The sequence below is a fragment of the Streptomyces sp. NPDC101237 genome (assembly GCF_044767465.1).
Lineage (GTDB): Bacteria > Actinomycetota > Actinomycetes > Streptomycetales > Streptomycetaceae > Streptomyces > Streptomyces gramineus.
In genome coordinates this window covers 15,475-27,563 of sequence record NZ_JBIWNY010000022.1, presented here as the reverse complement: position 1 = coordinate 27,563, position 12,089 = coordinate 15,475, and the positions used below count along the sequence as shown (strand labels likewise).

9 protein-coding genes and 1 pseudogene are annotated in these 12,089 nt (G+C 68.5%); 6 read left to right on the top strand and 4 right to left on the bottom strand.

The window, feature by feature from the left end; genetic code table 11:
* Window positions 1-363: pseudogene (locus ACIRQ9_RS29105) on the bottom strand (aldehyde dehydrogenase family protein); the annotation flags it as partial.
* 494 nt (window positions 364-857) lie between these two features.
* On the opposite strand from ACIRQ9_RS29105, the gene ACIRQ9_RS29100 reads away from it, so the two are divergent.
* From ACIRQ9_RS29100 to ACIRQ9_RS29085, 4 genes are all read left to right on the top strand, one after another.
* Window positions 858-1,631, top strand: a complete 774-nt coding sequence (locus ACIRQ9_RS29100) for an SDR family NAD(P)-dependent oxidoreductase (RefSeq protein ID WP_404179766.1) — start codon at window positions 858-860, stop codon at window positions 1,629-1,631.
* Between the two features lie 349 nt (window positions 1,632-1,980).
* Window positions 1,981-3,027 carry an aldo/keto reductase gene (locus ACIRQ9_RS29095; RefSeq protein WP_404179763.1) on the top strand — a complete coding sequence of 349 codons (1,047 nt, stop codon included), beginning with the start codon at window positions 1,981-1,983 and terminating at the stop codon, window positions 3,025-3,027.
* Window positions 3,024-4,727, top strand: a complete 1,704-nt coding sequence (locus ACIRQ9_RS29090; RefSeq protein ID WP_404179760.1) for an FAD-dependent oxidoreductase — start codon at window positions 3,024-3,026, stop codon at window positions 4,725-4,727. The genes ACIRQ9_RS29095 and ACIRQ9_RS29090 overlap by 4 nt, the downstream gene beginning before the upstream one ends.
* A 128-nt stretch (window positions 4,728-4,855) precedes the next feature.
* Window positions 4,856-5,149: a hypothetical protein gene (locus ACIRQ9_RS29085; RefSeq protein WP_404179757.1), complete on the top strand. Its 294-nt coding sequence runs from the start codon at window positions 4,856-4,858 to the stop codon at window positions 5,147-5,149.
* A 29-nt stretch (window positions 5,150-5,178) separates the two neighbouring features.
* On the opposite strand, the gene fumC is transcribed toward ACIRQ9_RS29085, so the two are convergent.
* The 3 genes from fumC to ACIRQ9_RS29070 all read right to left on the bottom strand — a co-directional run bounded on the left by fumC (window position 5,179) and on the right by ACIRQ9_RS29070 (window position 9,313).
* Window positions 5,179-6,636, bottom strand: a complete 1,458-nt coding sequence (fumC, locus tag ACIRQ9_RS29080; RefSeq protein ID WP_404179754.1) for a class II fumarate hydratase — start codon at window positions 6,634-6,636, stop codon at window positions 5,179-5,181.
* Window positions 6,633-8,288 (bottom strand): NAD-dependent malic enzyme, encoded by a 1,656-nt coding sequence (locus tag ACIRQ9_RS29075; protein ID WP_404179752.1) that lies wholly within the window; start codon window positions 8,286-8,288, stop codon window positions 6,633-6,635. The genes fumC and ACIRQ9_RS29075 overlap by 4 nt, the downstream gene beginning before the upstream one ends.
* A gap of 152 nt (window positions 8,289-8,440) precedes the next feature.
* Window positions 8,441-9,313 (bottom strand): SDR family oxidoreductase, encoded by an 873-nt coding sequence (locus ACIRQ9_RS29070; protein ID WP_404179749.1) that lies wholly within the window; start codon window positions 9,311-9,313, stop codon window positions 8,441-8,443.
* Window positions 9,314-10,087: 774 nt separating this feature from the next.
* Here ACIRQ9_RS29070 and pcaC point away from each other — a divergent pair.
* Both pcaC and ACIRQ9_RS29060 read left to right on the top strand, forming a co-directional pair.
* Window positions 10,088-11,407, top strand: coding sequence for a 4-carboxymuconolactone decarboxylase (gene pcaC, locus ACIRQ9_RS29065; protein WP_404179747.1), 1,320 nt, complete (start codon window positions 10,088-10,090; stop codon window positions 11,405-11,407).
* Window positions 11,408-11,435: 28 nt separating this feature from the next.
* Window positions 11,436-12,071, top strand: a complete 636-nt coding sequence (locus ACIRQ9_RS29060) for an MBL fold metallo-hydrolase (protein WP_404179744.1) — start codon at window positions 11,436-11,438, stop codon at window positions 12,069-12,071.
* Window positions 12,072-12,089: the final 18 nt, after the last annotated feature.

Here is a 12,089-nt window from a genome sequence, read left to right as displayed (position 1 = left end):
GTATGTCACGTACGTCTGCTCGGCGCCCACGCTCTTGGCGTCACCCTGCTGGCCTCGCAGAAAACCCGGCCCCTCAGAGGAGTAGAAACGCAGCCCCCGCACGCACTTGGCCACCTCTTCCTGCGCCGCCTTGAGGGTCTTGCCCATCTCCGTCGTGATCAGGCGGCTGACGGCGTCTGCGTCCTTCTCCAGTACGTCCGCCGCCCGACGGAGCCACCCGGCGCGCTGCTCCCCACTCGTCAGCCGGTACTCGGCCGCGGCCGCGGCGGCACGGCCAAGCTTGTACTCCACTTGCTCCGGGGAGAGTTCGTCAAAGCTCTTGAGGGCCTCACCCGACACGGAGTTCGTCGTCGCGATAGCCATACGTCGAGGCTACGACCGCAGACAATACCCCGCAAAAGGCGGGGAAAACGGATGTGCGCGTCGTCGGAAAGTCCACGTTACAAGGGAGCTTGGGCCCGATTCACCGTATCTGCGGCACTGCCCGACCGGCACGATGTCCGGGGTCAGATATTCACCGCAGACCAAGCGGCCTCGTGGCATGGCGGCCTGTCTTGCAGGGCAAGTGCGAGTCCGCAACGGCTCGAAGATCGCCACAGGATGTGCGGCCCTGGGCAGCGTCAGCCGCGTAGTCGCCGGAGCGGTCCGACTGACGCCACGTACATCGCCCGGTAACCGAAAGTCGCCTGGCAACTGGGTCCACGAATTGGAGCGTGGCGTGGAGCGTGGCACGGCAATTCCGATCCGCCTGAACGCCGCTCCCGCAGCGCGCGGGATTGGATGCCCGGTAGCGGATGCGCGTGTTTCCCGTCCGGACGAGACTGGAAGTCGATGGATGGGTCAGGGGTGAGCAGGAGATGAACATCGATCTCAGCGGACGCACCGCCTTGGTCACCGGGTCCACTGCGGGCATAGGGGAGGCGGCCGCTGGGGCGCTGGCCGCGGCGGGTGCCGAGATCGTGGTCAACGGCCGTACCGTCGAGAGCGTCGCCGAGACCGCCAAGCGGCTGGGCGGGACCGGTGTCACGGCGGACGTCGGCACCTCGGCGGGGGCCACGGCCGTGATCGATCAGCTTGACGACGTCGACATCCTGGTCAACAACACCGGCACGTTCGCCGTGCAGCCGGTGTTCGACATCCCGGACGAGGAATGGCTGCGCTTCTTCCAGATCAACGTGCTGTCCGGGGTCCGCCTGGCACGCCATTACGCCCCTCGGATGGTAGGGCGCGGGTGGGGCCGAGTGATCTTCGTCAGCAGCGAGGCCGGCGTTCAGACGCCTACGAACATGGTCCACTACGGGATGACCAAGACGGCACAACTGGCCGTCTCCCGGGGCATGGCCCAGGAGGTGGCGGGCAGCGGTGTGACCGTCAACTGCGTGCTGCCGGGACCTACGCTGAGCGCGGGGGTGCTCAGCATGTGGGAGGACCTCTATCCCGGTCTCGACGCCGTCGAACAGGAACGCAGGTTCGTCGCCGACGGGAGAGCCGCGAACTCCCTGCTGGGACGCCTTATCCGCCCGGAGGAGGTGGCCGCCCTCATCACCTATCTCGCCTCGGACCAGGCGGCGGCGACCACGGGCGCGGCACTGAGCGTCGACGGGGGCCTGGTTCCCACCGTGTATCCCTGAGGCGACCCTCCGTCCCAGAGCAACGGGCGGCCGCACACTCGACACAGCTTCGACGGGTGGCGTCGGACAACCGGTTCGCGGACCCTGCCCCCGGCGGCAAGCGGAGCGAAGCCGACGAAACCACGGAACGGGTGGAAAGGATCGGTTCCATGGGCTCGGTTCGGGCCATAGGTGTCACCGGCACCCGGGTGGTGCCGGCCCGTGCACTCTCCACGACCTGTGCGTTCCGAGACGCGGGTCGACCGGTCTCATCCCACTCACGGATGGGAATGATCATGGACCTGGACGGGATCCTGCCCGACCGTATCGGGAACGGAACGGCCGTGGAATGCACGGAAGGAGAACGACCATGGAATACCGTCAGCTGGGGGATTCGGGCCTGCTGGTCTCGACCGTCGCCCTGGGGACGATGACCTTCGGCGGACAGGATGTCTTCGGCCAGGTCGGCGACACCGACGTGCAGGGCGCCCGCCGGCAGGTCGACATGTGCCTCGACGCCGGGGTCAATCTGATCGACACCGCGAACATGTACTCCTCGGGAGCGGCCGAGGAGATCCTCGGGAAGGCCCTGAACGGTCGGCGGGACCAGGTCGTCCTGTCGTCGAAGGTCCGTCTTCCCATGGGGGACGGCCCCAATGACGAGGGTCTGTCGCGCCGGCACATCCTGGACCAGATCGAGGCCAGTCTGCGCCGCCTGGACACCGACTACCTGGACATCTACCACGTACACCAGTGGGACGGCCTGACTCCCCTGGAGGAGACCATGCAGACGCTCGACGGCCTGGTCACCGCGGGGAAGGTCCGGTATCTGGGGGTCTCGAACTTCTCGGGCTGGCAGTTGATGAAGGCGCTGTGTGTCGCCGACGCACACGGATACCAGCGGTTCGTCAGCAACCAGATCTACTATTCGCTCGAGTCCAGGGACGCCGAATACGAACTCGTTCCGCTCTCCGTCGACCAAGGGCTGGGGATCCTGGTGTGGAGCCCCCTCGCGGGCGGCCTGTTGAGCGGCAAGTACCGGCGCGACCGCCGGCCCGAGAACGGCAGGCACCTCACCGAATGGTCCGAGCCCCCCGTCCGCGACGAGAACAAGCTCTACGACACCATAGACGTCCTCGTCGAGGTCGCCTCCGATCACGAGGCCTCCCCGGCCCAGGTGGCGCTGGCGTATCTGCTGACCAAGCCCGCGGTCGCCGCCGTCATCGTCGGCGCCCGCAAGGACGAGCAACTGGCGGACAACCTCGGCGCGGCCGAGCTGAGCCTGACCCAGGAGGACGTGGACCGCCTCGACAGAGTGAGCGCACCCGCCCTCATCTATCCGCACTGGCACCAGGCCAACCTCGTGTCCTCCCGGTTCGGCGCGGCCGACCTGGCCCTGCACGGGCCGGCCCGGTGACCGACGACCGGGACCTCGCCCGTGATGCGGAGCCATGGTCCCCCGAGGAGGGGGAGGACTACGCCTATCCACGGCTCTCCGCGGCACAGGCCGACCGCGTGGGCGCATACGGATCGCTGGAGACCCTGTCCGGGGGACAGGTTCTCTACGCCAACGGAGACCGTGGCTTCGACTGCTACGTGGTACTGGACGGGCACATCGACCTGTACGACGAATCCGGCGAGGACCCGACGCGCTACCGCCGCATCGTGGCGTACGGGCGCCACCAGTTCACGGGTGAGCTGACCCTTCTCAACGGACAGAAGTCGCTGGTGCGAGCGGTCGCGCGCGACGGCACACGCGTGGTCCGGCTCACGCCTTTGCAACTCAGGATCCTGCTCGCCGAGGAACCCGAGATCGCCCGCACGGTACTGAAGGCCTTCATCCTGCGGCGGCGCACCTACATCGAGCAGGGATTCGGGAACCTCGCCGTGGCCGGTGATCCGGGCGAGGGCCGGATGCTGGGCCTCATCACCTTCCTGCGCCGCAACGGCCATCCCTTCACCCTCATCGACACCAGGCGGCCGGAGGGACGGGCGGAACTCGTCGCCCGCGGACTGGACACGTCCGTCGCGCTGCCTGTCGTGCTCTACGGGCAGGGCGAGTACGCGGAGACCCCCGACACCCGACGGCTGGCCGACCTGCTGGGGATCGTCGGCGCGCTGGACTCCGGCGAGGTCTTCGACGTTGCGGTGGTGGGCGCGGGCCCCGCCGGACTGGCCACGGCCGTCTACGCGGCCTCCGAGGGACTGCGGACCATCGTGATCGAGGCCGACGCGCCGGGGGGCCAGGCCGGGACATCCTCCATGATCGAGAATTATCTCGGCTTCCCGCTCGGTCTCAGCGGCCAGAGCCTCGCGTCCCGAGCCGAGGTACAGGCGCGGAAGTTCGGCGCCCGCATCGCGCTGCCCTGCACCGTGGAACGGCTGGAGTGCGACACCCGCCCGTTCACCCTTCGTCTCGAGGGCGGCGGCACGGTCCGCTCCCGCACGGTCGTGGTCGCCACGGGCGCCAAATACCGCAGGCTCGACCTGCCAGGACTCGACCGGTTCGAGCAGAACGGCGTGCACTACGCGGCCACGAGCCTGGAAGCGGCACTCTGCGCGGGCGCCGACGTCGTCGTGGTCGGTGGCGCGAACTCCGCCGGCCAGGCCGCCGTCTTCCTCTCACAGCAGGCCCGGCACGTGTACATGCTGGTACGCGGCGACGAACTGTCCGCGACCATGTCGCAGTACCTCCGCGAACGCATCGAGGCCACCGACCGCATCACGGTCCACACGCACACCGAAGTGGCCGAACTGGAGGGAGCGCGCTGTCTCGAGCGGGTGCACTGGGTGGACCGGAGCACCGGCGAACGCACGGTCCGGCCCGCGACCGGTGTCTTCCTGATGCTCGGCGCCGTTCCCAACACGAGGTGGCTGCACGACTGCTTCGCCCTGGACGTCCACGGCTTCGTGCGCGTCGGTGCCGGAGCGGCCCAGGCGGGCGGCAGGCAGGACACACCGGGCTGGGCCGCGCTCCAGACGAGCGTCGCCGGGGTCTTCGCCGTGGGCGATGTGCGTGCCGGTTCGGTCAAACGCGTCGCGTCCGCCGTCGGCGAAGGCGCGATGGTCATGTCCGCCGTACACGAGGCACTGGCGAAAGACGAACGGCGGCTGTGACAGTACAGCCGACCTGGACCGTCGGCACAGGGAAGCGCGTGCGGCTTGGCACAGGCTGTACCAGTGCTTTGCGGCACGACCAGGCCGCAGGTCACGCCCGTGCAATACCCTCCCTGCGGAGGGGTGCCATGTCTGCGTGGATCATGTTCGGCTCCGGCTGCTTTGTCGCAGTCCTGGGGGTGTTGACCCTGACCGGCAGCCGGGGAATCGCCGAGTACGCGCGGTCGCCCAGGGCTGGTTGGGGCCGGATAGCGATGGGCGGCGGTTTCGTCCTGGACGGCGGAGCCAGGCTCCTCGGTCTCTCTTCCGAAGCGGGGATGCTTGTTTCCACCGTTGCTCTCGGGGTCGTCGTGCTCGGCGCGGTGCTTCAGATCCGGGCCGGAACGCTCGCCAAGGCTCGTCGTGCCGGCGACGTGGACTGAGCAGTGCCCCTGCTCCCTGCCGGAGCGGGTCAGGCTCCGGTGGCGCCGTGGCCGACCATGGAATGAGGGTCGACGACGGAGTCGAACGTCTTCTCGTCGACGTGGCCGCTCGCCAGCGCTGCCTCCTTGAGGGTCTGGCCGTGGGCGAGCGCGTCCTCGGCGATGTGTGCCGCGTTCTGGTAGCCGATGACGGGGCTCAGCGCCGTGACCAGCATCAGGCTCTCGTCCACGTACTGTTCGATCTTCTTCCGGTTGAGTCGCGTGCCGCTGACGGAGAAGGTGCGGAACTTCTCCATGCCGTCGGCGAGGATGCGTGCGGAATGGAGGAAGTTGTTGATGATCACCGGGCGCATGGCGTTCAGTTCGAAGTTGCCCTGGCTGCCGGCGAAGGCGACGGCCGTGTCGTGGCCGAGGACCTGGATGGCGATCATGACGATGGCTTCGCACTGGGTCGGATTGACCTTGCCCGGCATGATCGAGGAACCGGGTTCGTTCTGCGGGAGTTCGAGTTCCGCGAAGCCGGTACGCGGGCCCGAGGCCAGCCACCGCATGTCGTTGGCGATTTTCATCAGGGCGACAGCCAGTCCGCGCAGGGCGCCGTGCGCACGCACCATCGGGTCCAGGGAACCCTGTGCCATGAATTTGTTCCCGGCCGTGACGAAGGACTTGCCGGTCAGCTCGGCGATCTTGGCGGCGACGTCGCGGCTGAAGCCTTCGGGTGCGTTGAGCCCGGTGCCGACTGCTGTGCCGCCCAGCGCGAGTTCGAGCAGCCCGGCGCGGCTGTGCCCGATCTCCTCGATGCAGGCGCGCAGTTGCGCCGCGTAGCCGGACCACTCCTGGCCGACGGTGAGGGGTACGGCGTCCTCGAGGTGCGTGCGGCCGATCTTGACGACGTCGGCCCATTCCGTGGCTTTCGCCTCGATGGCTGCGGCGAGTTCACGGGCCTGGGGCAGCAGGTGTTCGTCGATCTCCTTGACGGCGGCGAGGTGCATCGCGGTCGGGAAGCTGTCGTTGCTGGACTGCCCCATGTTGACGTCGTCGTTCGGGGCGACCGGCTGCTGGGTGCCGAGCGTGCCGCCGAGCAGCTGTGACGCGCGGTTGGAGATGACCTCGTTGACGTTCATGTTGCTCTGGGTGCCCGACCCCGTCTGCCAGACGTACAGCGGAAAGTGGTCGTCGAGCTTGCCCGCGATGGTCTCCTCCGCCGCTCGTACGATGGCCTGCTCCTTCCATTCGGGCAGCCGTCCGGCGGCGGCGTTCACGAGCGCTGCCGCCTTCTTCACGTAGCCGTAGGCGTGGTAGACCTCCTTCGGCATCCGGTCGTCGCCGATGGAGAAGTGGAGGAGCGAGCGCTGCGTCTGCGCCCCCCAGTACCGGTCCGCCGGCACGTCGACCGTGCCCATGCTGTCGAATTCCTGCCGGCTTCCATCGGCCCGGATCCCGATCGGCAGGTCCTTCATCTCCGGGGTCGCCTGGTGGTCGCTCATTGGCCGTCCTCCAGGTCGTCCGGGTCGTAGACCGGGTCCCACATGGCGTCCTGGACCGCCTGGATGAGGTTGTCGTGCGACTTTGTCGCGACACCGTCCGCTGCCGCGGCTTTCGCGACAGCCACCGCGACCGTCGCGGACGAGGCCCTCAGGTTCGCGACCGGCGGCAGCAGCGATGCTCCGGGCGCCGACACATCGACCTGGCCCGCCACTGCCTCGGCGGCGGCGAGCAGCATGTTGTCCGTGACACGGCTGGCGCCCGACACGATCGTGCCGAGACCGAGCCCCGGGTAGAGGAGGGCGTTGTTCGCCTGCCCTATCTCGTAGGAGACCCCGTTGTACTGCACCGGCTCGACCGGGATCCCGACCGCCATCAGCACCCTGCCGTCGGTCCAGGGCACCGCGTCCGACGGCATGACCTCGATGCGGCTCGTCGGATTCGACAAGGGCAGCAGGATCGGGCGCTCGACACCCTCCGCGAGCGACTTCACGACATCCTCGGTGAACGCGCCGTGGACCGTGGAGGTGCCGATGAGAATGGTGGGCTTGACGTGCCGGATCGTGGAGAGGAGATCGATCTCACCGTCGCCCCATCCGCTGACCTCGGACTTCGGCCGCGCGTAGACCTGCTGGTAGTCGGGGAGGTCCGGCATGTCATCGGTCACCAGACCGTGGACGTCGATCAGCCAGATGTTCTTCTTCGCCTGCTCGGGGGTCGCACCGTCCCTGAGCATCGCCGCGTGGATCTGGTCGGCCATGCCCGTGCCGGCGGTGCCCGCCCCGAACACGACGAGCCGCTGCTCCGGCCAGCGTCCTCCGGTGACTTTCAGGGCGGAGAACACCGAGGCCATGACGATGGCGCCGGTGCCCTGCATGTCGTCGTTGAAGATCCGGTACTTGTCGGCGTTCTCCACCAGGATCCGCCGGGCGTGCGACGGCCCGAAGTCCTCGAAATGCAGGAGCGCGTTCGGGAACAGTTCCGACGCCGTCTGCAGGTACCGGGCGATGAAGTCGTCGTAACGACGGCCGTCCACGCGAGCATGCCGGTTGCCCAGATAGGACGGATTGTTGAGCAGCTGCTCGTTGTCCGTCCCGACGTCGAGGTTCACTGCGATGACGCGGTCGGGGTCGATGCCCGCGGCGGCCGTGTACACGGCCAGTTTCCCGATGGAGATGTCGGTCCCGTTGACGCCCCAGTCCCCGATGCCCAAAATCTCCTGGGCATCGGAGACGACGATCAGATCGACGTCGTCCGCACCGAGGCCCAGCGATTCGAACGAAGCCTTGATGTCGTCCGGACGATCGATCGACAGGTACACCGCGCGCGAGTCGCGGTAGTCGACCGACCACTTCTCGATCGCCTCACCGACCGTGGGGTCGTAGACGACCGGGAGCAGCTCCTCCAGGTGTTCGGACAGCAGCTTGTAGTACAACACCTCGTTGCGGTCGTGGACCTCGTTGAGGTAGATGTACTTGTGCAGGTCGGACGGCTGCTGCAGCAGCTGTGCGTAGGCCCGGCGGGCCTGCTGCTCCAGGGTCTCGACCGCTGCCGGCAGCCGCCCCGTGATCCCCAGCCTCGCCCGTTCCTCCAGCGTGTACGCGGTACCGCGATTGTGATAGCGATCCTGCAGCACGGTCGGCTTGACACGCATGTCGGTATACCTCCACCTGTTGCGGGTGCCACACGCTCACGAGCGAACGCGTGCGCCCACGACGGGAGCCGTCCCGGACTCTGTCGGCTCCCGTCGAGCCCTTGCTGTGCGTCCACGGCCCGGCCGTGCCGCTGCCTTCAGCCCTCCGGTCCTCAGACGGTCACGGGAGTCTCGGGCTGCATCTCGTAGGAGTGCTGGATGGCCGGATGCCGGGTCCCCAGGCCATCCGTGACCTTCCGCTCCCACGGCACCGCCTGGAGCTGCTTGGTCTCCTCGAGCATCGATTTCGGCTCGAGGTTGCGGAAGCTGTCGACCTCGCCGGCGGCAACGGCCGTCAGCGTGGCGAACACCGCTTCCGGGTCGAACTGGGGGCGGGGGAAGGCGAGCTTGGAGTAGTCGAACAGTCGCTGGGACGGGTCGTCCTCCCAGCTCTCCCAGGTCTGGAACATGCGGTCGTTGAAGCCCGTGAGGAAGGGACCCGGGTTGACCGTGGCGATTTCGATGTTGTGCTCCTGCAACTCGTAGGCCATGGTCTCGGCGATGGCCTCGATCGCGTGCTTCGAGGCGGAGTAGATGCCCGTGAAGGGATTGACGTTCAGGCCCTCCCGCGAAGACACCCAGACCACGCGCCCGGCCCCTCGCTTGACCATCTGCTTGACGATTCCCTGGGTCAGGAGCAGCGGACCCGTGACGTTCACCTCGAACTGGTGCCGGATGTTCTCCTCGGGAATGTCGACCGTGGAGCCGCCCTCACCGACACCGGCGTTGTTCACCAGGATCTCCACACCCCAGTCGAGGGCCTTGCGGCGGTCACCGTCGTTCGTGACGTCGAGCTTCACGACCTGAAGCTGGACTCCGCGTTCCGCCGCCTGCCACTTCAGCGTCTGCACCTGGGCATAGATCTCCACCCCGGCTATCACGTCGAAGCCCTTCTCGGCCAGGCGCATGGCGGCCTCGAACCCGAAACCGGTGCCCGCTCCCGTAATGAGGACCTTCTTCAGGTCCTTCGATGCTGCATTCGCCATGTGGAGTCGTTCCCTTCACGTCCTCGACACTCCACGGCGCTGAATGGACCGACGCGCTCCACAAGAGGTGCCCCACCGCACGCTCCTCGCGTGGCTTGGAGCAAAGACGCGCCCAGATCAGCCGACCACGGTCAGCCTCGTAGTCGTGCATTCGCAACGCCACCACGATTCCCGGATCGTGCCACAACGATCCCCACGCCGTGCGTTATGTCCATTTTGGGTCCGCGTGGGGCTCCTGGCAACTCAGTGGATCGCCCCTGGCTCGCACGGACCTGAGGCGCCAACGATGCGACAGACCCTGACTCTTGACCTCGGAAGGCCTCCCACCAAGGGGTCTGCCGCACGGTCGGGTGACATGTGAACTGGTTTGCCCTGTGGGGCGGGTGGGAGGGATGTCGCTGTGCCCAAGCCTTGTCCCGATGAGTTCCGCCAGGACGTCGTGCGGGTCGCGAGGAACCGCGGTCCGGGTGTGACAGTGGAGCAGGTGGCCACCGGCTTCGGGGTCCATCCGATGACGTGGTGGAAGTGGAATGCGCCAGGGGGACATCGATGACGGGACCAGGCCTGGAGTGACCAGCCTTGACCGCGCGGAGCTGCGGGAGGCTCGGCGGCGGATCAAGCTGCTGGAGCAGGAGAACGGGGTCCTGCGCCGGGCAGCGGATAACCTATGCCTGGGCTCTCGTCGGCAGGTCTGGCGGTGCCGGAGCGTGGCAAGGTCCGCGAGGTTTCATCCCGGCGATGTGACATCTCGTGACAGATGAGAGGGTCAGGCGGGTGAGTGAGACACCGATGAACACCCTGCAATACCGCTTTGACGGTCCGGAAGACGCCCCGCTCCTGATCCTCGGTCCCTCACTGGGTACCACCTGGCACATGTGGGACCGGCAGGTCCCGGAGCTGACCCAGCAGTGGCGGGTCTTCCGTTACGACCTGCCCGGACACGGCGGCTCCCCGGCCCACCCGGCCGGTTCCGTGGCCGAGCTGACCGCCCGGTTGCTGGCCACGCTCGACTCGTTCGGCGTGCAGCGCTTCGGCTACGCGGGCTGCGCGCTCGGCGGCGCCGTCGGCATCGAACTGGCCCTGCGGCACCCCGAGCGGATCGCCTCGCTCGCGCTGGTCGCCGCCTCGCCCCGGTTCGGGACGGCGGACGAGTTCCGCCAGCGCGGTGTGATCGTGCGGACCAACGGCCTCGACCCGATCGCCCGGACGTCACCGGAGCGCTGGTTCACCGGCGGGTTCGCCGCCGCCCAGCCCGCCATCACCGAGTGGGCCGTCCAGATGGTGCGCACCACCGACCCCGGCTGCTACATCGCCGCCTGCGAGGCCCTGGCGGGCTTCGACGTACGGCACGAACTCGGCCGGATCGGCGTGCCCACGCTCGTCCTGGTCGGCTCGGACGACCAGGTCACCGGACCCGCCGAGGCCCGCACCCTGGTCGCAGGGATTCCCGACGCCCGCCTCGCCGTGGTGCCCGGCGCCTCCCACCTGGTCCCGGTCGAGCAGCCCGTCGCCGTCACCGACCTGCTGGTGCGGCACTTCTCCACCGCCTGGCAGCCCGCCTACGACTCGACCACCGGCCAGATCGCCATCCCGGCCGCCCCGCCGAAGCCGGTCCTGCCGCTCGTGCCGCAGGCCGTGCCCCAGGTCGCGCCGCAGGTCACGCCTCGCGCCGAGATCGCCCCGGCCGCGGTCGCGCCCAAGCCGTCCGGACGGCCCGATCCCTACGACGCGGGACTGAAGGTCCGCCGCGAGGTGCTCGGCGACGCGCACGTGGACCGCGCGCTGGCCCAGGCCGACGAGTTCTCCGGCGACTTCCAGGAGTTGGTCACCCGCTACGCGTGGGGCGAGATCTGGGACCGGCCGGGACTGGACCGGCGCTCGCGCAGCTGCGTGACCCTCACCGCGCTGGTCGCCGGCGGCCACCTGGAGGAGCTGGGCTTCCACGTCCGGGCGGCCCTGCGCAACGGCCTCACCCCGGCCGAGATCAAGGAGGTCCTGCTCCAGGCGGCGGTGTACTGCGGAGTGCCGGCGGCGAACAGCGCCTTCCGTGTCGCCCAGCGGATCATCCGTGAGGAGACCACTCCCGAGGACTGACGGACGGCGCGGGGGCAGGATGGTGACCATGAAGCTCACGAAGATGTCCCACGCGTGCGTGCGCCTGGAGAAGGACGGGCGCACGCTCGTCCTCGACCCCGGCGGGTTCAGCGAGCAGGACGCCGCCGTCGGCGCGGACGCGATCCTGATCACCCACGAGCACGCCGACCACTTCGACGAAGGCCGGCTGCGGGCCGCGCTGGACGCCGACCCGGCCGTCGGGATCTGGACCCTGAGGTCGGTCGCCGACCAGCTCGCGGCGGCCTTCCCGGGCCGGGTGCACACCGTCGGCCACGGCGACGCCTTCACCGTCGCCGGGTTCGACGTCCAGGTGCACGGCGAGCTGCACGCGGTGATCCACCCCGACATCCCGCGCATCACCAACGTCGGCTTCCTCGTCGACGGCGGCAAGGTCTTCCACCCCGGCGACGCCCTCACGGTCCCCGGCCTGCCGGTCGAGACGCTGATGCTCCCGGTGATGGCGCCCTGGAACAAGATCTCCGAGGTCATCGACTACGTCCGCGAGGTGAAGCCGCGGCGCGCCTACGACATCCACGACGCCCTGCTCACCGACCTGGCCCGCCCGATCTACGACCACCAGATCGGCGCCCTGGGCGGCGCGGACCACCAGCGGCTGGCCCCGGGGACCTCGGCGGACGTCTGAGACCCGTTGTCACAGGGG

What these genes read in the sequence shown, in the direction of transcription:
- ACIRQ9_RS29075 (WP_404179752.1), bottom strand. Translation starts at nt 8,288, where the DNA reads ATGCGTGTCAAGCCGACCGTGCTGCAGGATCGCTATCACAATCGCGGT.
- ACIRQ9_RS29100 (WP_404179766.1), top strand. Translation starts at nt 858, where the DNA reads ATGAACATCGATCTCAGCGGACGCACCGCCTTGGTCACCGGGTCCACT.
- ACIRQ9_RS29095 (WP_404179763.1), top strand. Translation starts at nt 1,981, where the DNA reads ATGGAATACCGTCAGCTGGGGGATTCGGGCCTGCTGGTCTCGACCGTC.
- ACIRQ9_RS29070 (WP_404179749.1), bottom strand. Translation starts at nt 9,313, where the DNA reads ATGGCGAATGCAGCATCGAAGGACCTGAAGAAGGTCCTCATTACGGGA.
- fumC (WP_404179754.1), bottom strand. Translation starts at nt 6,636, where the DNA reads ATGAGCGACCACCAGGCGACCCCGGAGATGAAGGACCTGCCGATCGGG.
- ACIRQ9_RS29085 (WP_404179757.1), top strand. Translation starts at nt 4,856, where the DNA reads ATGTCTGCGTGGATCATGTTCGGCTCCGGCTGCTTTGTCGCAGTCCTG.
- ACIRQ9_RS29060 (WP_404179744.1), top strand. Translation starts at nt 11,436, where the DNA reads ATGAAGCTCACGAAGATGTCCCACGCGTGCGTGCGCCTGGAGAAGGAC.